The following is a 26,088-nucleotide window of genomic DNA, read 5'->3' on the forward strand; positions in this document are numbered from 1 at the left end:
TAATTCTCTAAAAAAATCCTCTTTTCAAACAGGAAAAGGTATTTGTATAATTTAGACACAAACGAAAAGGAAGGATGATTTATATGGTGACAGAAAAGGAATTAGAGTTATTAGCTTGTCTTGAAAAGAATAGTCGTTTATCTGTAGATACATTAGCGAAGCTGTTAAATATAGAAGTAGAAGAAGTGAAGAAGATTGTTGCGAAATTAGAAAGTGAAAAGATTATTGTGGACTATGTAACACATATTGATTGGACAAAAGTGAAAGAACATACTGGTTTAACAGCGATGATTGATGTGAAAGTTACGCCAAAGCACGGCGTGGGATTTGATGCGGTTGCTGAACAAATTTATCGTTATTCAGAAGTGAAATCCGTGTATTTAATGTCAGGGACATATGATCTTTCTATTACATTAGAAGGGAAGACAATGGGAGAAGTAGCGATGTTTGTTTCTGAGAAATTAGCAACGATTGAATCTGTCGTTTCTACGACAACACATTTCATTTTGAAGAAGTATAAACATGAAGGAATTATTTATGAAAAAAACGATGATGATAAGCGGATTGTGGTGACACCATGAAGCAATTTGAACTATCTAGAGCGGCAGAATCTTTACAACCATCTGGTATTCGAAAGTTTTTCGATTTAGCAGCAAATATGAAAGGTGTTATTTCTCTTGGGGTAGGAGAGCCAGACTTTGTTACGCCCTGGAATGTAAGGCAAGCATGTATTCGTTCTTTAGAACAAGGATATACGTCATATACAGCAAATGCAGGATTATTGGAGCTCCGTCAAGAAATAGCAAAGTATCTAAAAAAACAATTTGCAGTATCTTATGATCCAAACGATGAAATCATTGTTACAGTTGGAGCAAGCCAGGCGTTAGATGTAGCGATGCGTGCCATTATAAATCCTGATGATGAAGTGATCATTATTGAACCGAGCTTCGTTTCTTATGCACCGCTTGTATCATTAGCTGGAGGAGTTCCAGTTCCTGTAGCGACTACTTTAGAAAACGAGTTTAAAGTACAACCAGAACAAATTGAAGCGGCTATTACAGCGAAAACAAAGGCAATATTACTTTGCTCCCCCAATAACCCAACAGGTGCAATGTTAAACAAATCCGAATTAGAAAAGCTAGCAGTTATTGTTGAGAAGTATAATTTAATCGTGTTATCTGATGAAATTTATGCAGAGCTTGTATATGACGAAGTGTATACAAGTTTCGCGAGCATTCGAAACATGCGTGAACATACGATTTTAATTTCAGGATTTTCAAAAGGATTTGCGATGACAGGATGGCGTCTTGGGATGATTGTAGCCCCTGTGCAATTTTCAGAACTAATGCTCAAAATTCATCAATATTCAATGATGTGTGCACCAACGATGTCTCAATTTGCAGCACTTGAAGCATTACGCGGGGGAAATGATGAAGTAATTCGAATGAGAGATAGCTATAAGAAACGCCGCAACTTTATGGCGACATCTTTCAATGAAATGGGCTTAACATGTCATGTACCAGGCGGGGCATTTTATGTTTTCCCTTCTATAGCTTCAACCGGATTATCTTCAGCAGAATTTGCAGAACAATTATTATTAGAAGAACAAGTGGCTGTTGTTCCTGGAAGTGTGTTTGGTGAGAGTGGTGAAGGATTCATTCGTTGTTCATATGCAACATCGCTTGAGCAACTTATGGAAGCGATGAAAAGAATGGAACGGTTCATAGAGAATAAAAAAAGGACAAAACATAATACGTTTTGTCCATAAAAGGGGGGGAATACTAGAAAGCCATGTGTTAGTATTCTATCCCAATATTGGAGAATTATACGTATTGCAGGAAATTTTTTCGTGAATTTTGAATGAGTTCTATCATAGTGGTATAATTTACTAATATAAGGTGAGAGTGTCCTCGGTATTTTACTTAAGGTACTTATTCACCAATCGGATATTTAATAATAAGTACATCTGTTTTGCAATCTACATTTGTAGAGAAAACGGTAAACGTATGGGAGTGTTTCATATGTCAGAACAATATACAACAGGAGTGGTTGTAACAGGGAAAGTGACTGGAATTCAAGATTACGGTGCATTTGTAGCGTTAGATGCAGAAACACAAGGACTTGTGCATATATCTGAAATTACAAATGGATATGTAAAGGATATTCATGACTTTTTGAAAGTCGGCGATACAGTAGAAGTAAAAGTACTTTCAATTGATGAAGAGCACAGAAAAATGAGTTTATCGTTAAAAGCGGCGAAAAGAAAACAAGGAAGGATTCTTATACCGAATCCATCTAAGGACGGGTTTAATACGTTGCGAGAAAAGCTGACAGAATGGATTGAAGAGTCCGAGTTAACAAAGTAAAAGAGGAACGCATATGAGCGTTCCTCTTTTACTTTATCTTATGATATATATTTGCAAATATGATTGCATGCAATCATATTCGTATGTCGGAGGTGAAGAGGACATACTGGTTATCGAATTTCGTTTGTTTCTGGGTGTGTACCAAGATTTTCAGATGGTTTAAAGAGTAAACCAAGATTGATAAGCCCAGATATACCAACGATGCCGTAAATAATACGTGCGAGAGCTGAGTTTTGTCCGCCGAAAATGGCTGCTACTAAGTCAAACTGGAAGAACCCGATTAGTCCCCAGTTTACAGCACCAATTACAGTAAAGACTAATGCGATACGTTGCAATGTACTCATGAAAAAGCCCCCCTTAATGTGAAGCATGAGCAAGCGCTGAGTTAATAAGAAAATTTAACTCCTTTATAGAATGGTGTAGTTTGGGTGTTTTTATACATAAAAAATGTACGAAAAAGGATGTATATACATCTATACCGAAAAATGCGAATTTTTATGCAAAAAATGAACTTTTTCTAAAAAATAAATAATGGTTACGTTTACAATTGTTGAATCGCTTGATTTACAACTTTAGTTTCGCTAAAGTGAATACAGAAATACATATACATAATTGGAGGGAAAAAGATGAGTACACATGTAACGTTCGACTATTCTAAAGCGTTATCCTTCGTCGGTGAACATGAACTAACTTATTTACGTGATGCAGTAAAAGTATCACACCATGCAATCCACGAAAAAACTGGAGCTGGGAACGATTTCCTTGGGTGGGTAGACCTTCCGCTTCAATATGACAAAGAAGAATTTGCTCGCATTCAAAAATGCGCAGAAAAAATTAAAAACGACTCTGACATTTTACTTGTTGTAGGTATCGGCGGTTCTTACTTAGGAGCACGCGCAGCAATCGAAATGCTAAACCATTCTTTCTATAACACGCTTTCTAAAGAACAACGTAAAACTCCACAAGTGCTATTTGTTGGACAAAACATTAGCTCCACTTACATGAAAGATTTAATGGACGTGTTAGAAGGTAAAGACTTCTCTATTAACGTTATTTCCAAATCAGGTACAACGACAGAGCCTGCAATCGCATTCCGTATTTTCCGTAAATTATTAGAAGAGAAATATGGAAAAGAAGAAGCTCGTAAACGCATTTATGCAACTACAGATAAAGCGCGTGGTGCTTTAAAAACATTAGCTGATAACGAAGGTTACGAAACATTCGTAATTCCAGATGATGTTGGCGGCCGTTTCTCTGTATTAACGCCAGTTGGTTTATTACCAATCGCGGCAAGTGGCTTAAATATTGAAGAGATGATGAAAGGTGCAGCTGCTGGTCATGATGACTTCGCGACATCAGAACTGGAAGAAAACCCAGCTTACCAATACGCAGTAGTTCGTAATGCCCTATATAATAAAGGGAAAACAATTGAAATGCTTGTTAACTATGAGCCAGCACTTCACTACTTCTCTGAGTGGTGGAAACAGTTATTTGGTGAAAGTGAAGGAAAAGATCAAAAAGGTATTTTCCCATCTTCAGCAAACTTCTCAACTGACTTACACTCATTAGGTCAATACATTCAAGAAGGTCGCCGTGATCTATTCGAAACAGTTCTTAAAGTAGGTAAATCTACACACGAACTAAAAATCGAATTAGATGACAACGATTTAGATGGATTAAACTATCTTGCTGGTGAAACGATAGACTTCGTAAACACAAAAGCATACGAAGGTACATTACTTGCACATAGCGATGGCGGAGTACCAAACTTAATCGTAAACATCCCTGAATTAAATGAGTACACATTCGGTTACCTTGTATACTTCTTCGAAAAAGCATGTGCGATGAGCGGCTATCTATTAGGCGTAAATCCATTTGACCAACCAGGAGTAGAAGCATACAAGAAAAATATGTTTGCTTTACTTGGTAAACCAGGATTTGAAGAATTAAAAGCAGAATTAGAAGAGCGTTTAAAATAACAAAAAGCGATCGGGTCTCCGATCGCTTTTTGTTATTTTACGGAAAGGTACATCGGTATATTCAAACTAGAATGGGTATGCTAAAGGAAAAGTCTAGGAGGGATGGACTTGATTCCGATTCAATCAAATTTAGAAGGACGTACATATGCGTTATATAAGTTAGAAGAGATTATGAAACCACTTGGATATAGTATTGGCGGCAATTGGGATTATGATAAAGGATGCTTTGATTATAAAATTGACGAAGAAGAAGGGTATCAATTTTTGCGCGTACCGTTTACAGCAGTGGATGGAGAACTAGATGTGCCCGGTGTAATAGTCCGTCTTGAAACACCGTATATTCTTTCACACGTATATCAAGACGAACTAGATGATAATGTTAATGCTTTAACAGCTGGAACGAGTGGATTGGATCAATTTGCGGAGCCGCAAGATCCAGATGGAGATGTGAAAAGAAAGTATGTCAATATTGGTAAAGTATTGGTACAAGAGCTAGAAAATCATTTTTTTAATGGTGAATAACAATGAGTATGTCGCTTTCGATGAGAATGGAAGAATGAACTGGATTGATCATATATTGCTCGTCGCGCTTTACACCTAGTAAGAGAATGTTTTGCTTTAAAAGAGTATAGCTACAATTCGCAAAGGATTGTCCGGTGTAGGATGGGGGAATTTCCATCAGTTGTAATTTGTTATCAGAGATTTCATCGTAAAGTGAGAATAGTACACCTGAAATAGAAGGGAATAAAAGAGAAGCAGTAAATACATAGCTCGTTAATTTATTTCCTTCTATAATTTCTGATACGCCAGCTCTCGTTGCATTTTGAATTTGATCAGAAGTAAGAAGTTCAGCGATGCAGTGAATGTTTGGATTAAGTCCTTTTGCAGTTAAAATATTCAAAATGGATTCTGTATCTGCTAAGCTTTCGTTCTTCTCTTTGTCCGCTGTTATTAATATAGTGTGAGCAGTTGTGATGTTAGCTTTTAATAAAGTTTGATCGTGATGTGGACAACCTTTTATAAACTCTAAATGATGGAATGGCTTTGGAAGTAAAGAAAGTGTCTCATCAATTAAAACGATATCAAGGTTCGGTTGTAATACGTGCATTTGTTTTACAACATGTTTTGCTCGCTCATTCCAGCCGACGATAATCATATGACCATTAGAGGTAGCAGCTTCTTCCCCTTTAATTTTCATATATTGTTTATTAATCATGTCGGTGGCGAATAGAACCATATAATAAGAACAAAATCCAGTTCCTAATAGAATAATACCGATACCAATAAGTTTTCCTATCGTTGTATGGGGGGCAAAATCGCCGTATCCAACGGTGAAAATGGTGACGATTGACCACCAAACCCCGTCGAACCATGTGGTGAAGTGAGCTGGCTCGAGTGTATGTATAAGAAAGCCGGAAAAAGTAGTAAGTACAATAATAAAACAAATTAAACGAAAAATAATGGAATCACGAAATGTATCTACTAAATTCGGGCGGGATTTCAAGTTCCTATTCCTCCTTACTTTTCAGGACTACATTCATTGTTACCATTATAGAAAAAAGAAAAACTCTCTAATTAAAAAGAGAGTTTTTTCATATTACATACTTTCTACTTCAGTTTGTTGAACACTTTCAAGGTGCTGAAGAGCATAATAAACATCAGCGGTATGTCTTTTTTGATCGATAGACAATTTCAAATGTAAATAGTGCGAACCATTTTCCAATGTTTTGAGCTTCATGTTCTTAACTTTTATATCCATTTCTTTTATTTCTTCAATTACGGTCGGGATATTGTCCATATTTCGTACAACAAGTTTCACTGCGATATCACGTTGACGAAATGATCTAGGACCGACGAATTTCATCGTTAATGGTATAAGTTCTACACTAATCATAAGGAAACACATCCCGAAAATCGCTTCGATATAGAATCCGGCTCCAACAGCAATCCCAATACCGGAAGCGCCCCAAATCATAGCAGCAGTCGTTAGCCCTGCAATACTATCGTTTCCTCTTCTTAAAATAACACCAGCACCTAAAAAACCGATTCCTGATACGATTTGTGCAGCAAGTCGAAGTGGATCCATATTCATATGATCGGTATGCGGTAAGTTGTAAGCTGCTTTAATAGAAACAATCGTCAGGAGGCAACTAATTATAGAAATAACTAAACACGTTTTTAAACCAAGTGGTTTACGTTTTAATTCGCGCTCTAAACCGATGGCGAATCCTAAAATAGCTGAAAGACCTAGTTTGATTAATAAATCGGTATAGTCCATATATATTCCTCCTTGTATGATATGGTATATGAATAAAACATTTATATAGAAAGAAATGTTTTTGGGTAGAGTGACGTTATATAGAATATATGTAGGAATTACTTATACATGAAAGAGATATTTCGTTTAAGTATATGATATTAAAAAAGAAATGTAGTTAATTTAAAAAAAGTTTTCGAAAGGTATTGCATTTCATTTTTCTGCATGATATATTAATAACCGTCGCTGATGCGAAAACGCAGAAAACGACAAAAAAGAAATTGAAAAACTTAGTTGACATTGAAAAACGAAGATGTTAACATAAGGAAGTCGCAAATGAGCGACCAAGTAGTTCTTTGAAAACTGAACGAAACAAACAACGTGAACGTCAATTTTTATTTTTAGATGCTAGACAAACTAACTTTATTGGAGAGTTTGATCCTGGCTCAGGATGAACGCTGGCGGCGTGCCTAATACATGCAAGTCGAGCGAATGGATTGAGAGCTTGCTCTCAAGAAGTTAGCGGCGGACGGGTGAGTAACACGTGGGTAACCTGCCCATAAGACTGGGATAACTCCGGGAAACCGGGGCTAATACCAGATAACATTTTGAACTGCATGGTTCGAAATTGAAAGGCGGCTTCGGCTGTCACTTATGGATGGACCCGCGTCGCATTAGCTAGTTGGTGAGGTAACGGCTCACCAAGGCAACGATGCGTAGCCGACCTGAGAGGGTGATCGGCCACACTGGGACTGAGACACGGCCCAGACTCCTACGGGAGGCAGCAGTAGGGAATCTTCCGCAATGGACGAAAGTCTGACGGAGCAACGCCGCGTGAGTGATGAAGGCTTTCGGGTCGTAAAACTCTGTTGTTAGGGAAGAACAAGTGCTAGTTGAATAAGCTGGCACCTTGACGGTACCTAACCAGAAAGCCACGGCTAACTACGTGCCAGCAGCCGCGGTAATACGTAGGTGGCAAGCGTTATCCGGAATTATTGGGCGTAAAGCGCGCGCAGGTGGTTTCTTAAGTCTGATGTGAAAGCCCACGGCTCAACCGTGGAGGGTCATTGGAAACTGGGAGACTTGAGTGCAGAAGAGGAAAGTGGAATTCCATGTGTAGCGGTGAAATGCGTAGAGATATGGAGGAACACCAGTGGCGAAGGCGACTTTCTGGTCTGTAACTGACACTGAGGCGCGAAAGCGTGGGGAGCAAACAGGATTAGATACCCTGGTAGTCCACGCCGTAAACGATGAGTGCTAAGTGTTAGAGGGTTTCCGCCCTTTAGTGCTGAAGTTAACGCATTAAGCACTCCGCCTGGGGAGTACGGCCGCAAGGCTGAAACTCAAAGGAATTGACGGGGGCCCGCACAAGCGGTGGAGCATGTGGTTTAATTCGAAGCAACGCGAAGAACCTTACCAGGTCTTGACATCCTCTGAAAACTCTAGAGATAGAGCTTCTCCTTCGGGAGCAGAGTGACAGGTGGTGCATGGTTGTCGTCAGCTCGTGTCGTGAGATGTTGGGTTAAGTCCCGCAACGAGCGCAACCCTTGATCTTAGTTGCCATCATTAAGTTGGGCACTCTAAGGTGACTGCCGGTGACAAACCGGAGGAAGGTGGGGATGACGTCAAATCATCATGCCCCTTATGACCTGGGCTACACACGTGCTACAATGGACGGTACAAAGAGCTGCAAGACCGCGAGGTGGAGCTAATCTCATAAAACCGTTCTCAGTTCGGATTGTAGGCTGCAACTCGCCTACATGAAGCTGGAATCGCTAGTAATCGCGGATCAGCATGCCGCGGTGAATACGTTCCCGGGCCTTGTACACACCGCCCGTCACACCACGAGAGTTTGTAACACCCGAAGTCGGTGGGGTAACCTTTATGGAGCCAGCCGCCTAAGGTGGGACAGATGATTGGGGTGAAGTCGTAACAAGGTAGCCGTATCGGAAGGTGCGGCTGGATCACCTCCTTTCTATGGAGAATTGATGAACGCAGTTCATCGATAAACGTTGACTTGTTTCGTTTCGTTCAGTTTTGAGAGAACTATCTCTCAAGTTTAAATGTATGTTCTTTGAAAACTAGATAACAGTGTAGCTCATATTTTTTTAATTTTAGTTTGGTTAAGTTAGAAAGGGCGCACGGTGGATGCCTTGACACTAGGAGTCGATGAAGGACGGGACTAACGCCGATATGCTTCGGGGAGCTGTAAGTAAGCTTTGATCCGAAGATTTCCGAATGGGGAAACCCACTATACGTAATGGTATGGTATCCTTACCTGAATACATAGGGTATGGAAGACAGACCCAGGGAACTGAAACATCTAAGTACCTGGAGGAAGAGAAAGCAAATGCGATTTCCTGAGTAGCGGCGAGCGAAACGGAATCTAGCCCAAACCAAGAGGCTTGCCTCTTGGGGTTGTAGGACATTCTATACGGAGTTACAAAGGAACGAGGTAGACGAAGCGACCTGGAAAGGTCCGTCGTAGAGGGTAACAACCCCGTAGTCGAAACTTCGTTCTCTCTTGAATGTATCCTGAGTACGGCGGAACACGTGAAATTCCGTCGGAATCTGGGAGGACCATCTCCCAAGGCTAAATACTCCCTAGTGATCGATAGTGAACCAGTACCGTGAGGGAAAGGTGAAAAGCACCCCGGAAGGGGAGTGAAAGAGATCCTGAAACCGTGTGCCTACAAATAGTCAGAGCCCGTTAATGGGTGATGGCGTGCCTTTTGTAGAATGAACCGGCGAGTTACGATCCCGTGCGAGGTTAAGTTGAAGAGACGGAGCCGCAGCGAAAGCGAGTCTGAATAGGGCGTTTAGTACGTGGTCGTAGACCCGAAACCAGGTGATCTACCCATGTCCAGGGTGAAGTTCAGGTAACACTGAATGAGAGGCCCGAACCCACGCACGTTGAAAAGTGCGGGGATGAGGTGTGGGTAGCGGAGAAATTCCAATCGAACCTGGAGATAGCTGGTTCTCCCCGAAATAGCTTTAGGGCTAGCCTTAAGTGTAAGAGTCTTGGAGGTAGAGCACTGATTGAACTAGGGGTCCTCATCGGATTACCGAATTCAGTCAAACTCCGAATGCCAATAACTTATCCTTAGGAGTCAGACTGCGAGTGATAAGATCCGTAGTCAAGAGGGAAACAGCCCAGATCGCCAGCTAAGGTCCCAAAGTGTGTATTAAGTGGAAAAGGATGTGGAGTTGCTTAGACAACTAGGATGTTGGCTTAGAAGCAGCCACCATTTAAAGAGTGCGTAATAGCTCACTAGTCGAGTGACTCTGCGCCGAAAATGTACCGGGGCTAAATACACCACCGAAGCTGCGAATTGATACCAATGGTATCAGTGGTAGGGGAGCGTTCTAAGTGCAGTGAAGTCAGACCGGAAGGACTGGTGGAGCGCTTAGAAGTGAGAATGCCGGTATGAGTAGCGAAAGACGGGTGAGAATCCCGTCCACCGAATGCCTAAGGTTTCCTGAGGAAGGCTCGTCCGCTCAGGGTTAGTCAGGACCTAAGCCGAGGCCGACAGGCGTAGGCGATGGACAACAGGTTGATATTCCTGTACCACCTCTTTATCGTTTGAGCAATGGAGGGACGCAGAAGGATAGAAGAAGCGTGCGATTGGTTGTGCACGTCCAAGCAGTTAGGCTGATAAGTAGGCAAATCCGCTTATCGTGAAGGCTGAGCTGTGATGGGGAAGCTCCTTATGGAGCGAAGTCTTTGATTCCCCGCTGCCAAGAAAAGCTTCTAGCGAGATAAAAGGTGCCTGTACCGCAAACCGACACAGGTAGGCGAGGAGAGAATCCTAAGGTGTGCGAGAGAACTCTGGTTAAGGAACTCGGCAAAATGACCCCGTAACTTCGGGAGAAGGGGTGCTTTCTTAACGGAAAGCCGCAGTGAATGCCGCCAAGCGACTGTTTAGCAAAAACACAGGTCTCTGCGAAGCCGTAAGGCGAAGTATAGGGGCTGACACCTGCCCGGTGCTGGAAGGTTAAGGAGAGGGGTTAGCGTAAGCGAAGCTCTGAACTGAAGCCCCAGTAAACGGCGGCCGTAACTATAACGGTCCTAAGGTAGCGAAATTCCTTGTCGGGTAAGTTCCGACCCGCACGAAAGGTGTAACGATTTGGGCACTGTCTCAACCAGAGACTCGGTGAAATTATAGTACCTGTGAAGATGCAGGTTACCCGCGACAGGACGGAAAGACCCCGTGGAGCTTTACTGTAGCCTGATATTGAATTTTGGTACAGTTTGTACAGGATAGGCGGGAGCCATTGAAACCGGAGCGCTAGCTTCGGTGGAGGCGCTGGTGGGATACCGCCCTGACTGTATTGAAATTCTAACCTACGGGTCTTATCGACCCGGGAGACAGTGTCAGGTGGGCAGTTTGACTGGGGCGGTCGCCTCCTAAAGTGTAACGGAGGCGCCCAAAGGTTCCCTCAGAATGGTTGGAAATCATTCGTAGAGTGCAAAGGCATAAGGGAGCTTGACTGCGAGACCTACAAGTCGAGCAGGGACGAAAGTCGGGCTTAGTGATCCGGTGGTTCCGCATGGAAGGGCCATCGCTCAACGGATAAAAGCTACCCCGGGGATAACAGGCTTATCTCCCCCAAGAGTCCACATCGACGGGGAGGTTTGGCACCTCGATGTCGGCTCATCGCATCCTGGGGCTGTAGTCGGTCCCAAGGGTTGGGCTGTTCGCCCATTAAAGCGGTACGCGAGCTGGGTTCAGAACGTCGTGAGACAGTTCGGTCCCTATCCGTCGTGGGCGTAGGAAATTTGAGAGGAGCTGTCCTTAGTACGAGAGGACCGGGATGGACGCACCGCTGGTGTACCAGTTGTTCTGCCAAGGGCATAGCTGGGTAGCTATGTGCGGAAGGGATAAGTGCTGAAAGCATCTAAGCATGAAGCCCCCCTCAAGATGAGATTTCCCATAGCGTAAGCTAGTAAGATCCCTGAAAGATGATCAGGTTGATAGGTTCGAGGTGGAAGCATGGTGACATGTGGAGCTGACGAATACTAATAGATCGAGGACTTAACCATATAATATGAAGCAATGTTATCTAGTTTTGAAAGAATATAAAAAACTTGTTGACTTTCAAAAGTGAATAAGTTAAAATAATTCTTGTCTTAAATGAATACAGTCTGGTAATGATGGCAGAGAGGTCACACCCGTTCCCATACCGAACACGGAAGTTAAGCTCTCTAGCGCCGATGGTAGTTGGGACCTTGTCCCTGTGAGAGTAGGACGTTGCCAGGCAATTCGGAGGATTAGCTCAGCTGGGAGAGCACCTGCCTTACAAGCAGGGGGTCGGCGGTTCGATCCCGTCATCCTCCACCATTTAGCCGACTTAGCTCAATTGGTAGAGCAACTGACTTGTAATCAGTAGGTTGGGGGTTCAAGTCCTCTAGTCGGCACCAGAAAATCATGGCGGTTGTGGCGAAGTGGTTAACGCACCGGATTGTGGCTCCGGCATTCGTGGGTTCGATTCCCATCAGTCGCCCCATTTTTTCTTTAAATAATTAATATGCGGGTGTGGCGGAATTGGCAGACGCACTAGACTTAGGATCTAGCGCCTTTGGCGTGGGGGTTCGACTCCCTTCACCCGCACTTTTAATAAAATAACTCATACATGTCTTGCGGAAGTAGTTCAGTGGTAGAATACAACCTTGCCAAGGTTGGGGTCGCGGGTTCGAATCCCGTCTTCCGCTCCAATTTTCAATATGACATGCCGGGGTGGCGGAACAGGCAGACGCACAGGACTTAAAATCCTGCGGTGGGTGACCACCGTGCGGGTTCGACCCCCGCCCTCGGCACCATATGCGCCCGTAGCTCAATTGGATAGAGCGTTTGACTACGGATCAAGAGGTTAGGGGTTCGACTCCTCTCGGGCGCGCTTTTATTAACGGGAAGTGGCTCAGCTTGGTAGAGCACCTGGTTTGGGACCAGGGGGTCGCAGGTTCAAATCCTGTCTTCCCGATATTCCAAAAAACATGGGGCCTTAGCTCAGCTGGGAGAGCGCCTGCCTTGCACGCAGGAGGTCAGCGGTTCGATCCCGCTAGGCTCCACTTATTTGAATATTATTTATGGCGGTGTAGCTCAGCTGGCTAGAGCGTACGGTTCATACCCGTGAGGTCGGGGGTTCGATCCCCTCCGCCGCTACCATAAAGGACCTTTAGCTCAGCTGGTTAGAGCAGACGGCTCATAACCGTCCGGTCGTAGGTTCGAGTCCTACAAGGTCCACCATTAGAAGTTTATATCTCGGAGGTATACCCAAGTTCGGCTGAAGGGATCGGTCTTGAAAACCGACAGGCGGCGAGAGTCGCGCGGGGGTTCGAATCCCTCTACCTCCTCCATTTTTTCTAAATTAAATATTATATCATCGCGGGGTGGAGCAGTACGGTAGCTCGTCGGGCTCATAACCCGAAGGTCGCAGGTTCAAATCCTGTCCCCGCAACCAAATGGTCCCGTGGTGTAGTGGTTAACATGCCTGCCTGTCACGCAGGAGATCGCCGGTTCGACCCCGGTCGGGACCGCCATTTTTTTACATAAAGGCTCGGTAGCTCAGTCGGTAGAGCAGAGGACTGAAAATCCTCGTGTCGGCGGTTCGATTCCGTCCCGAGCCACCATTTTGAAGTCGCAAGCCGGCTTAGCTCAATTGGTAGAGCAACTGACTTGTAATCAGTAGGTTGGGGGTTCAAGTCCTCTAGCCGGCACCACTTTCAAAATGAGCCATTAGCTCAGTTGGTAGAGCATCTGACTTTTAATCAGAGGGTCGAAGGTTCGAATCCTTCATGGCTCACCATTTTCAATTTAATGCGGGTGTAGTTTAGTGGTAAAACAAGAGCCTTCCAAGCTCTGGTCGAGAGTTCGATTCTCTTCACCCGCTTTTCAATTATGGGCCTATAGCTCAGCTGGTTAGAGCGCACGCCTGATAAGCGTGAGGTCGATGGTTCGAGTCCATTTAGGCCCACCATAATTATTCCGCAGTAGCTCAGTGGTAGAGCTATCGGCTGTTAACCGATCGGTCGTAGGTTCGAGTCCTACCTGCGGAGCCATATTATAGAGAAGTACCCAAGTGGCTCAAGGGGCTCCCCTGCTAAGGGAGTAGATCGCGAACGCGGTGCGAGGGTTCGAATCCCTTCTTCTCTGCCAGAACTGGCCCGTTGGTCAAGTGGTTAAGACACCGCCCTTTCACGGCGGTAACACGGGTTCGAATCCCGTACGGGTCATACTAAAAGAGATAGCATAATCTGCTATCTCTTTTTTGTTGTGTAAAAGTGGACTTTGGATAGTCTGCTTTTTTTTATAGATTTTTTGTATACCTTTTGCTATTTGAATCGTCTAACTAATAGAAAGTAATCCTATTTTTGAATATGTTTTAACTCTCTATTGAATGTCCATCTGGTTTCATAACAGCATGACTATATGCGGAGTGGAGAGTTTTGTATCCTAAAAGTGCAATAGTTAAGGCAAGGCCTCCTGCAATAATAGCCACACTAAATCCTGCGCGAGCTCCAAAGGTATCAATAACTAAACCAGCTACCGCTGATCCTAGAGAGACTCCAATACCAAGTCCTGTAATTGCCCAGGTCATTCCTTCGGTTATTTTTGATTCAGGTACGATTTTTTCCACAAGCCCCATAGTAATAATCATAGTAGGAGCAACAGATAAGCCTGCAAAGAAAACAATAACTACTAGCCAAGCAATAGTGTTTACGAAAACTAGTGGCAGCATTGTTACCATTGATAGTGTCACTGCTATTAAAAATTGATTATATGGTGGAGTACTGAGTTTAAGAGTACCGAAAATAAGACCTGCCAGGCATGAACCGATTGCATAGATGGAAAGCACAAAGCTAGCAGCTACTGTGTTTCCTTGATGCTCAGCAAAAGCCACACTAACTACATCTATTGTGCCAAATATGGTACCTATGGCGATGAGTGTGAATACAAGCACTCGTAATGTACCAATTTTAAATACTGTTCCTTTGTTTGTAATGTCGTGGGGATGTACATGTGGTTCTGTGTTTTTTTGCATGGTGAATAGGCATACCCCGATTGTAAGAAAAATACATGATAAAAGTGGTCCTGCTTCTGGGAAGAACATAACACTTAAACTGACGGATAATACAGGACCAATGATGAAGCAAATTTCATCGACGACCGATTCGAAGGAAAATGCTGTATGCAATTTATGAGATCCACGGTATAGTTTAGTCCAACGTGCACGTACCATGGCCGACATGTTTGGCATACAACCCGCACATAAGGCGGATAGAAATAGCGTCCAATAAGGAGCCTCATATTTCGTACATAGAAGTAAGAGAATCGTAAAGAAAACACTGATACCTGTAGTCGGAAGAAGTATACGAGATTGCCCTAATTGATCAGCCATACGAGAAATATGAGGAGCTAGTAAAGCTGATGATAATGTGAAGGTGGCTGCAACGGCTCCGGCAAGCCAATAGTCACCACGTAGCTGAGATAACATTGTAACAATACCAATGCCCATCATTGATATGGGCATCCGAGCTATAAAGCCTGCTAATGAGAATCCTTTTGTACCAGAAGCACTGAAAATCTCACGGTAGGAATTAAACATAATAATCACCAAAGTATTTGACGTTTACATATACATTCTTCATTCTTGTAACTCCTCCTCTGTGTCGTTAATACCTTCTATAAAAAGGGACAGTGAGTCAATTTAGGGTATAAGTAAGAAGTTATGTTATCTTGTAAGCTAGAAAAAATTTACATACGCACCGTATGCCAATATCATATTAACATACGGTGCGTATGTCAATTGAAATGTTTTATCTCTGGATGGAGAGCTAGCGTTAAAAGGAGTTATTCTTTTATATAGAGAACGATACTATAGTGGGATTCATTTTGAATAAAGGGAATGGATAGAAGTAGGAGGAAAAGATGGTTAAAAAAACAAGAGCAGAAATGATCATTGAAACACGCGCTAAATTGCTGAGTGCAGCAAGGGAGGCTTTCGGTACAGTTGGATATGTAAACACGTCTATGGATGATTTTACAGCATCTGTCGGTTTAACACGTGGTGCAATTTATCATCATTTTGGTGACAAAAAAGGATTGTTAGAAGCGGTTGTAAAAGAAATTGATATGGAAATGGATAATAAATTAGGGAAAGTATCAGATGAGGCAGCAGGAAAATGGGAAGGATTTGTTGGGCGCTGTCGTGCTTATTTAACGATGGCACTTAATCCAGAAATTCAGAGAATCGTACTTCGAGATGCACCGGCAGTATTAGGAACTAGTTATTATCAATCATCACAGTCACAATGTTTAGCGACGATGGCGGATATACTTCAGCAACTAATGAAGGATTGTATTATTGAACAGACGGATTGTGAAGCTTTAGCAAGATTCATAAATGGCGGACTAGTGGACCTTGCTTGTTGGATCGCGAATTCTGAAGATGCAGAGGTACAATTGTCTAAAGCGTTGCATAGCCTATCACTTATATTGAATGGTTTATTATTAGAAAAGAATGCATGATTTTAACTGATATTTTTTTATTAATATACAGTAATGGTTAAGAGGGAGGTGTTAAAGTATATGCTAATCCATTTATTTCACCGTATTCTATATAGGCCAACTGACGTCCATCTTGTAAGGTTACGATGTGATCGTTTAGTTTAATCTTATAATGTGATTACATTTTTTGTGAATATTAGGATTTTGATTATAAAAGGTAAATTTAGTTACAGGGAATAATCAAATAATATTATTTTTATTCACAATCTAAAGAAAAAGCCTCCATTGAGATTGATTTCACACTTGATGTAATAACTTTACACTCTATGTGAAAAAGTTCACAAATAGGTCATAATTTGTGAAGTAATTCACAATGATTCATGCTACAATATGAATGTAAAGAAGTTAAACAACATTAAATTAGTATTTTAATTAATTACTTAAACAATAATAAAAAATAGATGTAAACAATTGAAAGGGGAAATTAACATGAAAAAAGGTATCAATCGCGTAGTATTAGTAGGAACAGGAGCTGTAGGTTGTAGTTACGCTTACTCAATGATCAACCAAGGTGTAGCTGAAGAATTCGTACTTGTAGATGTTAATGAAGCAAAAGCAGAAGGAGAAGCAATGGACTTAAGCCATGCGGTACCATTCTCTCCAGCAGCAACAAAAGTTTGGAGCGGTAGCTATGCAGATTGTAAAGATGCAGATTTAGTTGTTATCACAGCTGGATTACCACAAAAGCCAGGTGAAACTCGTTTAGACTTAGTTGAGAAAAATACAAAGATCTTTAAACAAATCGTTCGCGGTATTATGGATAGCGGATTCGATGGAATCTTCTTAATCGCAACAAACCCAGTTGACATTTTAACTTATGTGACTTGGAAAGAATCTGGATTACCAAAAGAGCGCGTAATCGGTTCTGGTACTACTTTAGACTCTGCTCGTTTCCGTTACATGTTAGGTGACTACTTAGATGTAGATCCACGTAACGTTCATGCTTACATCGTTGGTGAGCACGGTGACACTGAACTTCCAGTATGGAGCCACGCTACTGTAGGTGTACAAAAACTAGAAACAATCTTAGCTAACAACGAGCAGTACAATCAAGAAGACTTAGATAAAATCTTCGAAAATGTTCGTGATGCAGCTTACCATATTATCGAGCGTAAAGGTGCAACTTACTACGGAATCGGTATGTCATTACTTCGTGTAACTAAAGCAATCTTAAGCAACGAGAACAGCGTATTAACTGTATCTGCATACCTTGAAGGTCAGTATGGTGAGAAGGATGCTTACGTAGGTGTTCCAGCTGTAATTAACCGCCAAGGTGTACGTGAAATCGTAGAACTTGAGTTAAATGAAGAAGAAAAAGCGAAATTCGCTCATTCTGTAAAAGTATTAAAAGAAACAATGGCACCAGTACTATAATAATTGCTAAATAATTCAGAGGCGGGAAACTGCTTCCCACCTCTGAGTTTTTATATAATTTAATATAAATTCCTTTTCCGGTTTCCCTTGTATATCCCCAATATACCCCTTTTGCTGGATAAGGGTCGTTTATAGAAAAGAGCACTCTACTTTTATGTAGAGTGCTCTTTATTATTATTTTTTAGGTGTTAATCCTAATTTCTTTAAAATATCTGCTAGTGTACCGCTTTTTGATTTTTCAACAGGCGTTTGTGATTTAGCTGCATCTGGCCCTTTTTTCAAGAAGTTCTTTTCAACGAAACGAATATCTTTTTCGTCGACAATACCATCTTTGTTAAGATCGCCGTCTTTTACAGATGCTCCTTTTTTACCATAGTTGTTAGCGATAATTTCTGCATCTTTTATATCAATTACTTTATCTCCATTTACATCACCGGCAAGGTTTTCATCAAAGCGTGCATAGTAATATTGGCCAAGTAGCTTACCATCTTTTTCAGTACCTAATTTTGTTGTTAGACGGCTTGTTAAATGCCCTGGAACTTCTACGTACAAGTTGTAGTCGCGTTTATTAACAGGAAGTCCATTTAATTTGAAGTATCCGTATTTATCCAGTGAGCCTTCAAACTTATGACGGTAAGAATCAGTTGCATATACTTTTACACCAAGCTTTGTATAATCGAATTTTTCATCTAAATATCCACGTTCATTTACGAATGCACCAGGTTTAATATTTCCTTCTACTAGTGAGTTTAAAGACATAACTGAGAATGTTTGATCTTGCAGTATACGCATTCTGTTTGGCTCTGATTCACCTTGTTTCCAGTAAACGAACACTGGTAAATCTAATTGAGCATTTGCTTCATAAAATTCATCATTTTCTACTTTGAAAGTTACATCAATGAATGGGAAATCACCGTCTAATCCAGCGAAGTTTTTATCATCAATAGCTCCGCCTACTGTAACAGAACCTTCTTCTAGTTTTGGTTCATTTACTTTTGCCGTTACCCCTTTTTCAGAAAGGAGTCTTTCAAAAGCAGGATTCAATTTAGCATTTGCAAATTTGAAGTTCTTCTCTAGGAATTTTACTTTAAATTCGCCAGCAACAAATCGTTTTACGTGTTTAGCATCTAGTGTCACAGTGAATTCATCATTTTTATATAATTCTTTTTTATTATAATTAGCTTTTGCATATTGAGCACCTTGCGGGATAAACCAATAGTTATTTACACCGCTTGGATAGTCGGGGCCTGCAGTTGCATAATCGAAAATATATACGCCTGTGTTCATTGGGCCTTCCGTTCTGAAGGAGTCAGGTGTAATACCAACTTTAAAGTCGCCATTTTCAGTAATCGGTAAAAACTTATGCAAGTATGGGGAATAGTCATAGTACATAACCCCGTTCGCTTCTTGCGTAATGTTTAACCCTTTTCCTTTTAAGTAGTCAACGTTTGAATCATACACATTTCCCTTAATCCATAATGCCTTTTTACCGTCTTCTACTGTATAGTTTTCTTCATTTAGTTCATAAATACCGGGTTTTAATCCAGTTAATTTCACTTCTGGTGGTGTATTATCAATTACGACATAATCACCTTTCACACGTGCTTTTCCAGATTTATCGTAGCCAACAAATTCAATTGTGTAATCTCCTTCTGGTAAGTCGATTTTCTCATCACCAATTGGTTTTGCAGGATCATTTGTAAAAGGATACACTCTGCCGTTAAAGAATGAATCTAAGTAGTAATACACATCCGTTTTTAGTCCACTCGTGTTTAATGTTCCAATGAAGCCGAGCGCTTTATTTGTTTTTGAGTCTTTAACGATAAGATCTAACGTTTCAAGTTCGCTATTTAGCTGGAATGCACCATGAACATATGATTCACGGTATGGATTGAATTTAGATGTATCAGTTGAGATTGTTTTTCTTGATAATAGTGCATTTTCAATACCGGGCTCTGATACACGAATAGAGAACGGAATTTGATACGTTTCTTCTTTATTTTTCGTATTTGTAATATGAATATATCCTTCATATCGGCCTTGCTTTGCACCAGCTGGAATATTAACTTTTGCTTCAATTTCATCTGATTTACCAGCATCAATAGTAATTGTTTCAGAAGTAGAAATTTTTACACCGTTTGCGGTAGCATCATTAATAGCAGAAGATGCTGGTGTATAAGAAATTTCTGTTTTAAATTCTTTCTTCTCTTGTTTATTGCGATTTTCCACTTTTATATTTCGTTTTTGTTCAAGAGCTTCGCCATCTTTTTGATAGTACTTCCCGAATGCAATGGATCCAGTTTCTTCTGGTACTTCAATCACTTCATCATTCACAATTGTTTTTGTTGTATCTAACACTTTAAAACTTGTTTCAGTATGAACAGAGTTGTAAGCATCTACTCGTCCAGCTCCAACTTCATATACGGAATACTTTTCTTTTAAATCATCAGCAGTATTCATGAGGGAAGCTTTCACATCAAATGGAGAGTATTCTGGGTGTTCTTGTAAAATAAGAGCAGCCACACCAGCGATGTGAGGAGAAGCCATTGATGTTCCTTGCATACGCTCATAGGAAACATCATAATTTTCTCCTTCTTGTGGATCGTTAATATATTCAGGTACTGTTGAAAGTACGGCAACACCAGGCGCTGTAATATCTGGTTTAATATCATCATTTGATGTAACAGGGCCGCGTGAGCTAAAGTCTGCAAGGTGATCACCTTCTGTTTGAATATAACTGAGTTCGTCAAAAGTAAAGGATGTGTTACCTTGTTCAATTTGAGCTTTTAGTTTTTCACCGTCTTCTTTCGTTAGGCGGAATGCTGGAATGTATTTTGTGCTTTCACCAACATAGAAAGGAATTTCTCCATCCACGTTGTTATAAATAATAACGGCTTTTGCACCTGCTTGTTTTGCGTTCGCAATTTTTTCATCAAAGGAGAGTGTACCACGTGCAACGAGAGCGATTTTTCCTTTTACATCTTTTTTACTAAACTCGTCAGGCGTACCGATTCCTACAGATTCAATAGGGAGAGATTGTCCTTTGAAATCTTCTATTTTATCAGTGAAGTTTTTGCCGAATAAAATTAGGTTAGGGAATTGTAATTGTCCAGCATGACCTGATAGTTTCGGTAAGGAAATAGAGCTATCGCTTGCCCCAACTGTAATAGCAAATGGAGAAGCACCAGGTGATCCGAGTGTTGCTGGATTTGGACCAGAGTTACCAGCAGCAACGACTGTAACAACACCGGAAAGCATTGCGTTATTAACAGCGATAGATGTTGGATCAAGCGGATTGTTGCTATCGTCACCTAACGATAAGTTAATGACGTTCATACCGTCAGAAATAGATTTATCGATTGCAGCAATAATGCCAGAACTATCTCCGCTTCCATAAGGACCGAGTACGCGATAGTTATACAGTTCAATGTCAGGTGCAACACCTTTTACTGCTGAATCTGATTTATTTTTCTTTTGAGCAGAAACTATACCTGCTACGTGAGTACCGTGTGCTGTGTAGAAGGAAGAACCACGATTATCAAATTCAGGAGCGCCAGATTGTTGCCACTCTGTATAAGTTGTTTCCATCGGATCTGCATCGTTATTAATAAAGTCCCAACCTTTTACAGAGTTTGGGTCTACCTTACTAGAATCTTCACCCGGTTTTGCGCGATAGCCTTTATACACGTCTTTTAAGTCAGGGTGATTGTAATCAATACCTGTATCTAATACTCCGACTTTAATTCCTTTTCCTGTAATACCTTCGCTATGTAACTTATCTACCCCGATTTGCGGAATGCTATCTGTTAGTTTTTGAGGTGCTTTTTGCTCAGCTTGTTTCGGTAAATTTAATTTCACTTCGTAATCTTTCCAAATACGTTTTACGACGCCAATTCGCAACAGTTCTTCAACTGTATTAGCTGGTAATGTCATCGCCACGCCATTCATCGCATGTTTATAAGAGCGTTTAATTTGTACAGACTGGAAATTTCCTGATTTCACTGATGGGCTGAATTGGTGAAGGCGTTTTAATCCTTCTTGGAATTCTTCATGCTCTTGATCAATACGTGCTTTTATATTTTCAGGAGCAGCTTGTAACCCTTTTTCTTTTTGTTTTAATTCATTAATCTTTACTGGAGCAGTTTGAAATTCTACAATGATATTTACTGGTTCAGAACTACTCGTATTAATATCTGGTGAAATAGTAAAACCAGGATTGGCATCTAACGTTTGTAATGCCTGGCGCTGTTCTTTAGAAAGTTTTGATAGTAAAGACTGGGCGTTTGAAGAGTCCATTTGGTTAATAGGGTTTTCGGCAAGTACATTGAACGGAAGGGCAGTTGAAAATAGAACGCCAGCCGTTACAATTCCGGTAGCAAAACGATTTTTCTTTTTCATGTATAGGCCTCCGATAATTTGTATTTTTTAATAGAGAAAAAATAAGATTATTTCTCTTCACCTTTTGTTTGTTCTGCATTGAATGTCCAGTTTAGTTGTAAAGAATCACCTTGAAACTTATTTTGATCTTGGTCATTATCTTCAAATGAGAAGAGAACGTGTAAGTAATCCGTTTCACCAGATTTAATACCGTCTATTAAGTTATGACGTTCTAGAGAAGTAGCTACATCTTCAGGTTTCATAGTTTTTAATTCTGATAGTTTTGTTTCCCACAAAATTTCATGATCATCATTTGGATTAGATGGCTTACCATCGTTAACTAGAAACTTTACGACGATATGTTCACCTAAATCTTCACCAGCATTATTTTGCTTTGCATCTGTAACTTCATAGGATGTTTCGAGTGATACTTTTGCAATATCCAATGTTCCTTTGTTTTCAAGCTTGAAATTTCTTTCAATCAAATCACCTGGTTTTAAATCTTTCACATTAACAATTACACTTGGGTTAATAGAAAGATCTAGTGTACCAGCTTGAAATGAGTTACTAGATGTTTCAGAATCACTGAAATAGGCGAATACACCGCCGAATGTAAGGGATAAGCCAAGTGAAGCTGTGACAACTCCCATTCCAACCTTTTGTTTTAATGACATAAGAAAGCCCCCTAGTTTGATTTTTTATTAAACTTTCGCAAGGTAAACACAGTATTCTAGTATGAATTATATTTACGAAAGTTTGATGTTCTTTATTGAGAACAAGTATATGCTTATGAATTTTCCATTTCAATAAAATTGTGACAAAAAATGTTGAGAAACATTTTTTTATGACAGATTATTTTGTTACGATTTTAAGTGATAACTAGCGAGTAAAATAGGATCAATCTAATGAAATAAAGGTTGAGAAATAAATAATAGGATGAAAGACTAGTAGGAAATGAAGCGTTTGCAATGAATATTCGTCAAAATTCGATATTTTACACAGTAAATTTGAATATTTTAAGCGAAATTAAAGAAAAAAACGAATATTTTTTAAAAAATAACAAGGATATTTCAGTTTTTCGCAGAAATGATAAAGAGTAAAAAATTTCTGTCATCTTAGTGAGGTGAACATATTGGATGTAATAAATTGTGAAGAAGTGAAACGAGATGAGTTTCATACAGAAAAGTACTATGACAGTTATAACATCTTTGGGGCACATATTGTGACGGAAGATGGGATGCGAGGTGTACGATTCACAGTATGGGCTCCTCATGCGAAAGCAATGAGTGTTGTTGGAGATTTTAATGAATGGGATTATGAGCAACATAAGATGCTACAAGTGACAGAAGAGGGGATTTGGTCCTTGTTTGTACCGCATATTGCAGAGAATGAGATATACAAGTATGCGATTGAAACGATGGACGGTAACGTGATTTTAAAAGCAGATCCTTATGCAGTATATGCAGAAGTAAGACCAAATACGGCATCTGTAGTTTTTGATATAGAGGGATATGAATGGAATGATAAAAGCTGGATTCGTAAGAGAAAGAAAAAATCGATTTATAAAGAAGCGATGACAGTTTATGAATTACATTTCGGTTCTTGGAAAAAGAAAGAAGATGGTGCTCTGTATTCTTATAGAGAAATGGCCGAGGAGCTCATTCCGTATGTGGTGGAACATCAATTTACACATATTGAAATTATGCCGCTTGTTGAGCATCCATATGATCGTTCTTGGGGATATCAAGGGACGGGATATTATGCAGCGACAAGTAGATTCGGCACGCCACATGATTTGATGTATTTTGTCGATGAATGTCATAAATATGGAATCGGTGTCATTTTAGATTGGGTGCCGGGGCATTTTTGTAAAGATGCTCACGGTTTATATTTGTTTGATGGGACACCGACTTATGAATATAAAGATATAGATGTACAAGAAAACCTAGTATGGGGAACTGTTAATTTTGATTTAGGGAAGAGAGAAGTACGTAATTTCTTAATTTCAAATGCATTATTTTGGATGAGGTATTTCCATATTGATGGTTTCAGGGTAGATGCAGTTGCGAATATGCTGTACTGGAATAAAGAAGGAAAAGAGCAAAGCAATGAACACGCTGTTTCTTTCTTACGAGAGTTAAATGAAGCTGTGTTTGCAGAAGATGAAGAGTTTCTTATGACAGCAGAAGATTCAACAGCTTGGCCGCTTGTAACAGCTCCAACATACGAGGGTGGACTTGGATTCAATTATAAATGGAATATGGGTTGGATGAATGATGTGCTGAAATATATGGAATGTGCACCAGAGTACCGGAAATACATTCATGAGAAAATGACATTCTCTTTATTATATGCTCACTCTGAAAACTTCATATTGCCGCTTTCTCATGATGAAGTCGTTCATGGGAAAAAGTCGTTATTAAATAAAATGCCGGGAGATTACTGGGATAAGTTTGCTCAGCTTCGTTTATTATATGGATATTTCTTTACTCATCCAGGTAAAAAATTACTCTTTATGGGTGGAGAATTTGGCCAATTTGATGAGTGGAAAGATCTTGAAGATTTAGATTGGAATTTACATGATTTTGAAATGCATCGTAATATGCATGATTACTTTAAAGAGCTCATAGCATTGTATAAGCGCTCAAAACCACTTTGGCAGTTAGATCACTCGCCTGAAGGATTTCAGTGGATTGATGCTAATAATAATGAGCAAAGTATTTTTTCGTTTATCCGCCAAGGGGATAAGCAGGAAGATGCGTTAGTTGTCGTATGTAATTTTACGAAAGCAACATATGAAAACTATAAAGTAGGTGTACCAGATTTCGAGTATTATAACGAGATTTTAAACAGTGACTCGGCGCAATATGGCGGATCGGGGCAAGTGAATAAGAAACGTCTCAAGACGATTCTAGAGCCATATCATAACCAAGCGGCACATGTAGAAATTATAATTCCACCATTTGGCGTATCCATATTACGACCAGTGAAGACGAGAAAGGGGAGTAAAAAACAAGATGGCTCAAAAACAAAAGTGCGTAGCAATGTTACTAGCAGGGGGAAAAGGTAGTCGTTTAAGTGCATTAACAAAAAATTTAGCCAAGCCAGCTGTTCCATTTGGTGGTAAATATCGCATTATTGATTTTACGTTAAGTAACTGCGCAAACTCCGGTATTGAAACGGTGGGGATTTTAACACAATATCAACCGCTAGAACTTCATAATTATATTGGAATCGGAAATGCTTGGGATCTTGATCGTGTAAACGGTGGAGTCACTGTATTACCTCCTTATGCGGAGTCTTCAGGGGTGAAGTGGTATACAGGTACGGCAAGTGCTATTTATCAAAACCTAAACTATTTAAGTCAGTACGAACCAGAATATGTCCTTATTTTATCAGGAGACCATATTTATAAAATGGATTACAGTAAAATGCTAGATTACCATATTGAGAAAGAAGCAGATGTTTCAATTTCCGTTATTGAAGTGCCTTGGGATGAAGCAAGTCGCTTTGGCATCATGAATACAAATGAAGAGATGGAAGTTGTTGAATTTGAGGAGAAACCGCAATTTCCAAGAAGTAATCTTGCATCAATGGGAATTTATATTTTTAACTGGGCTATTTTAAAAGAATATTTAGAGATGGATGCAAGAAATCCTGAATCTAGTAATGACTTCGGAAAAGATGTACTTCCACTTTTATTAGATGAAGGGAAGAAGTTGATGGCGTATCCGTTTGAAGGATATTGGAAAGATGTTGGAACGGTGAAAAGCTTATGGGAAGCGAATATGGATTTACTTCGTGATGAAACATCGTTGAACTTGAACGATCGTAATTGGCGCATTTATTCTGTGAACCCAAATGAGCCACCTCAATATATTGCGGAACAGGCAAAAGTAGAAGAATCACTTATTAATGAAGGGTGCGTCATTGAAGGGGACGTGAAGCATTCTGTTTTATTCCAAGGAGTAACGGTAGAAGAAGGTAGTATGGTAATCGATTCTGTCGTTATGCCTGGGGCAAAGATTGGTAAAAACGTTGTGATTGAAAGAGCGATTGTTGGATCAGAAATGGTTATTGAAGATGGGACAATAATTCGCCCAGAAAAAAATGTTGACGATGTAGTACTAATTGCTGAAGGAAAATAGAAAAGGGGGATGAAATGA

The 26,088-nt window shown here is 40.4% G+C and carries 15 protein-coding genes, 22 tRNA genes and 3 rRNA genes; 34 read left to right on the forward strand and 6 right to left on the reverse strand.

The features are described 5' to 3' along the window. The first annotated feature begins 83 nt into the window (after positions 1-83). The 3 genes from SJY24_RS05715 to yugI all read left to right on the forward strand — a co-directional run bounded on the left by SJY24_RS05715 (position 84) and on the right by yugI (position 2,366). The gene (locus SJY24_RS05715; protein WP_000255687.1) at positions 84-581 is read left to right on the forward strand and encodes an Lrp/AsnC family transcriptional regulator; all 498 of its coding nucleotides are present in this window, start codon (positions 84-86) and stop codon (positions 579-581) included. After that, positions 578-1,768 (forward strand): aminotransferase, encoded by a 1,191-nt coding sequence (locus SJY24_RS05720; protein WP_377864023.1) that lies wholly within the window; start codon positions 578-580, stop codon positions 1,766-1,768. The genes SJY24_RS05715 and SJY24_RS05720 overlap by 4 nt, the downstream gene beginning before the upstream one ends. Positions 1,769-2,021: 253 nt before the next feature. Beyond that, positions 2,022-2,366, forward strand: coding sequence for a S1 domain-containing post-transcriptional regulator GSP13 (gene yugI, locus SJY24_RS05725; protein ID WP_000003767.1), 345 nt, complete (start codon positions 2,022-2,024; stop codon positions 2,364-2,366). Positions 2,367-2,476: 110 nt separating this feature from the next. On the opposite strand, the gene SJY24_RS05730 is transcribed toward yugI, so the two are convergent. Then, positions 2,477-2,710 (reverse strand): DUF378 domain-containing protein, encoded by a 234-nt coding sequence (locus tag SJY24_RS05730; protein WP_000105788.1) that lies wholly within the window; start codon positions 2,708-2,710, stop codon positions 2,477-2,479. 282 nt (positions 2,711-2,992) lie between these two features. Here SJY24_RS05730 and SJY24_RS05735 point away from each other — a divergent pair, with 282 nt between their 5' ends. After that, complete coding sequence (locus tag SJY24_RS05735; protein ID WP_098499364.1) at positions 2,993-4,345, forward strand: glucose-6-phosphate isomerase; 1,353 nt, start codon at positions 2,993-2,995, stop codon at positions 4,343-4,345. A gap of 108 nt (positions 4,346-4,453) precedes the next feature. Continuing rightward, complete coding sequence (locus tag SJY24_RS05740) at positions 4,454-4,867, forward strand: YugN-like family protein (RefSeq protein WP_000612337.1); 414 nt, start codon at positions 4,454-4,456, stop codon at positions 4,865-4,867. Here the strand turns inward: SJY24_RS05740 and SJY24_RS05745 are convergent. Beyond that, the gene (locus SJY24_RS05745; RefSeq protein ID WP_377864024.1) at positions 4,854-5,849 is read right to left on the reverse strand and encodes an ion channel; all 996 of its coding nucleotides are present in this window, start codon (positions 5,847-5,849) and stop codon (positions 4,854-4,856) included. The genes SJY24_RS05740 and SJY24_RS05745 overlap by 14 nt on opposite strands. Before the next feature lie 93 nt (positions 5,850-5,942). Next, a complete protein-coding gene (locus SJY24_RS05750; protein ID WP_000386680.1) occupies positions 5,943-6,623 on the reverse strand; it encodes an MgtC/SapB family protein in 681 nt (226 codons plus the stop codon). Positions 6,624-7,025: 402 nt separating this feature from the next. Here SJY24_RS05750 and SJY24_RS05755 point away from each other — a divergent pair. From SJY24_RS05755 to SJY24_RS05875, 25 genes are all read left to right on the forward strand, one after another. After that, positions 7,026-8,577: ribosomal RNA gene (locus SJY24_RS05755) — 16S ribosomal RNA — on the forward strand. 146 nt (positions 8,578-8,723) lie between these two features. Further along, positions 8,724-11,646 (forward strand): 23S ribosomal RNA (locus SJY24_RS05760). A gap of 101 nt (positions 11,647-11,747) precedes the next feature. Beyond that, positions 11,748-11,863: ribosomal RNA gene (gene rrf / locus SJY24_RS05765) — 5S ribosomal RNA — on the forward strand. Together the 16S, 23S and 5S rRNA genes with 22 tRNA genes alongside form the textbook arrangement of a ribosomal RNA operon. Before the next feature lie 5 nt (positions 11,864-11,868). Beyond that, positions 11,869-11,944: transfer RNA gene (locus SJY24_RS05770), tRNA-Val, on the forward strand. 4 nt (positions 11,945-11,948) lie between these two features. Then, positions 11,949-12,024: transfer RNA gene (locus SJY24_RS05775), tRNA-Thr, on the forward strand. 10 nt (positions 12,025-12,034) lie between these two features. After that, a tRNA-His gene (locus tag SJY24_RS05780) sits at positions 12,035-12,110 on the forward strand. 23 nt (positions 12,111-12,133) lie between these two features. After that, positions 12,134-12,214, forward strand: a tRNA-Leu gene (locus tag SJY24_RS05785). A gap of 29 nt (positions 12,215-12,243) precedes the next feature. After that, a tRNA-Gly gene (locus SJY24_RS05790) sits at positions 12,244-12,318 on the forward strand. Positions 12,319-12,334: 16 nt separating this feature from the next. Beyond that, positions 12,335-12,423 (forward strand) — tRNA-Leu (locus SJY24_RS05795). 3 nt (positions 12,424-12,426) lie between these two features. Further along, positions 12,427-12,500 (forward strand) — tRNA-Arg (locus SJY24_RS05800). Positions 12,501-12,510: 10 nt separating this feature from the next. Then, a tRNA-Pro gene (locus tag SJY24_RS05805) sits at positions 12,511-12,584 on the forward strand. A gap of 15 nt (positions 12,585-12,599) precedes the next feature. After that, positions 12,600-12,672 (forward strand) — tRNA-Ala (locus SJY24_RS05810). A gap of 20 nt (positions 12,673-12,692) precedes the next feature. Further along, positions 12,693-12,769 (forward strand) — tRNA-Met (locus SJY24_RS05815). A 4-nt stretch (positions 12,770-12,773) separates the two neighbouring features. Beyond that, positions 12,774-12,850: transfer RNA gene (locus SJY24_RS05820), tRNA-Ile, on the forward strand. A 17-nt stretch (positions 12,851-12,867) separates the two neighbouring features. Next, positions 12,868-12,960 (forward strand) — tRNA-Ser (locus SJY24_RS05825). Positions 12,961-12,987: 27 nt separating this feature from the next. Further along, positions 12,988-13,064: transfer RNA gene (locus SJY24_RS05830), tRNA-Met, on the forward strand. Positions 13,065-13,067: 3 nt separating this feature from the next. After that, positions 13,068-13,143, forward strand: a tRNA-Asp gene (locus tag SJY24_RS05835). A 14-nt stretch (positions 13,144-13,157) separates the two neighbouring features. Then, positions 13,158-13,233 (forward strand) — tRNA-Phe (locus SJY24_RS05840). Positions 13,234-13,247: 14 nt separating this feature from the next. Further along, a tRNA-Thr gene (locus SJY24_RS05845) sits at positions 13,248-13,323 on the forward strand. A gap of 10 nt (positions 13,324-13,333) precedes the next feature. Further along, positions 13,334-13,409, forward strand: a tRNA-Lys gene (locus SJY24_RS05850). A 13-nt stretch (positions 13,410-13,422) separates the two neighbouring features. Beyond that, positions 13,423-13,493 (forward strand) — tRNA-Gly (locus tag SJY24_RS05855). Positions 13,494-13,503: 10 nt separating this feature from the next. After that, positions 13,504-13,580: transfer RNA gene (locus tag SJY24_RS05860), tRNA-Ile, on the forward strand. A 7-nt stretch (positions 13,581-13,587) separates the two neighbouring features. Then, positions 13,588-13,662: transfer RNA gene (locus tag SJY24_RS05865), tRNA-Asn, on the forward strand. A gap of 6 nt (positions 13,663-13,668) precedes the next feature. Continuing rightward, positions 13,669-13,759: transfer RNA gene (locus SJY24_RS05870), tRNA-Ser, on the forward strand. A gap of 5 nt (positions 13,760-13,764) precedes the next feature. Continuing rightward, positions 13,765-13,836, forward strand: a tRNA-Glu gene (locus SJY24_RS05875). A 149-nt stretch (positions 13,837-13,985) separates the two neighbouring features. Here SJY24_RS05875 and SJY24_RS05880 read toward each other — a convergent pair. Further along, the gene (locus SJY24_RS05880; protein ID WP_377864026.1) at positions 13,986-15,209 is read right to left on the reverse strand and encodes an MFS transporter; all 1,224 of its coding nucleotides are present in this window, start codon (positions 15,207-15,209) and stop codon (positions 13,986-13,988) included. 323 nt (positions 15,210-15,532) lie between these two features. On the opposite strand from SJY24_RS05880, the gene SJY24_RS05885 reads away from it, so the two are divergent. Together SJY24_RS05885 and SJY24_RS05890 are read left to right on the forward strand one after the other, a co-directional pair. Further along, the gene (locus SJY24_RS05885) at positions 15,533-16,132 is read left to right on the forward strand and encodes a TetR/AcrR family transcriptional regulator (RefSeq protein WP_377864027.1); all 600 of its coding nucleotides are present in this window, start codon (positions 15,533-15,535) and stop codon (positions 16,130-16,132) included. A gap of 468 nt (positions 16,133-16,600) precedes the next feature. Then, complete coding sequence (locus SJY24_RS05890; RefSeq protein ID WP_088232905.1) at positions 16,601-17,545, forward strand: L-lactate dehydrogenase; 945 nt, start codon at positions 16,601-16,603, stop codon at positions 17,543-17,545. Positions 17,546-17,719: 174 nt separating this feature from the next. Here SJY24_RS05890 and SJY24_RS05895 read toward each other — a convergent pair whose 3' ends face one another. Continuing rightward, positions 17,720-21,943, reverse strand: a complete 4,224-nt coding sequence (locus tag SJY24_RS05895; protein WP_377864028.1) for a S8 family serine peptidase — start codon at positions 21,941-21,943, stop codon at positions 17,720-17,722. Between the two features lie 47 nt (positions 21,944-21,990). Next, entirely contained in the window at positions 21,991-22,596 is a 606-nt protein-coding gene (locus SJY24_RS05900) for a TasA family protein (RefSeq protein ID WP_377864029.1), read from the reverse strand. 458 nt (positions 22,597-23,054) lie between these two features. On the opposite strand from SJY24_RS05900, the gene glgB reads away from it, so the two are divergent. Then, the gene (gene glgB / locus SJY24_RS05905) at positions 23,055-24,992 is read left to right on the forward strand and encodes a 1,4-alpha-glucan branching protein GlgB (RefSeq protein WP_377864030.1); all 1,938 of its coding nucleotides are present in this window, start codon (positions 23,055-23,057) and stop codon (positions 24,990-24,992) included. Beyond that, the gene (gene glgC, locus SJY24_RS05910; RefSeq protein WP_000057600.1) at positions 24,940-26,070 is read left to right on the forward strand and encodes a glucose-1-phosphate adenylyltransferase; all 1,131 of its coding nucleotides are present in this window, start codon (positions 24,940-24,942) and stop codon (positions 26,068-26,070) included. The genes glgB and glgC overlap by 53 nt, the downstream gene beginning before the upstream one ends. Positions 26,071-26,088: the final 18 nt, after the last annotated feature.

This window comes from Bacillus sp. R86525, from assembly GCF_042466195.1.
Classification (GTDB): domain Bacteria; phylum Bacillota; class Bacilli; order Bacillales; family Bacillaceae_G; genus Bacillus_A; species Bacillus_A nitratireducens.

Bases quoted from the DNA above. Each gene is read 5' to 3' on its own strand.
- SJY24_RS05715 (WP_000255687.1), top strand. From the start codon at position 84: ATGGTGACAGAAAAGGAATTAGAGTTATTAGCTTGTCTTGAAAAGAAT.
- SJY24_RS05720 (WP_377864023.1), top strand. From the start codon at position 578: ATGAAGCAATTTGAACTATCTAGAGCGGCAGAATCTTTACAACCATCT.
- yugI (WP_000003767.1), top strand. From the start codon at position 2,022: ATGTCAGAACAATATACAACAGGAGTGGTTGTAACAGGGAAAGTGACT.
- SJY24_RS05730 (WP_000105788.1), bottom strand. From the start codon at position 2,710: ATGAGTACATTGCAACGTATCGCATTAGTCTTTACTGTAATTGGTGCT.
- SJY24_RS05735 (WP_098499364.1), top strand. From the start codon at position 2,993: ATGAGTACACATGTAACGTTCGACTATTCTAAAGCGTTATCCTTCGTC.
- SJY24_RS05750 (WP_000386680.1), bottom strand. From the start codon at position 6,623: ATGGACTATACCGATTTATTAATCAAACTAGGTCTTTCAGCTATTTTA.
- SJY24_RS05880 (WP_377864026.1), bottom strand. From the start codon at position 15,209: ATGTTTAATTCCTACCGTGAGATTTTCAGTGCTTCTGGTACAAAAGGA.
- SJY24_RS05885 (WP_377864027.1), top strand. From the start codon at position 15,533: ATGGTTAAAAAAACAAGAGCAGAAATGATCATTGAAACACGCGCTAAA.
- SJY24_RS05890 (WP_088232905.1), top strand. From the start codon at position 16,601: ATGAAAAAAGGTATCAATCGCGTAGTATTAGTAGGAACAGGAGCTGTA.
- SJY24_RS05895 (WP_377864028.1), bottom strand. From the start codon at position 21,943: ATGAAAAAGAAAAATCGTTTTGCTACCGGAATTGTAACGGCTGGCGTT.
- SJY24_RS05900 (WP_377864029.1), bottom strand. From the start codon at position 22,596: ATGTCATTAAAACAAAAGGTTGGAATGGGAGTTGTCACAGCTTCACTT.
- glgC (WP_000057600.1), top strand. From the start codon at position 24,940: ATGGCTCAAAAACAAAAGTGCGTAGCAATGTTACTAGCAGGGGGAAAA.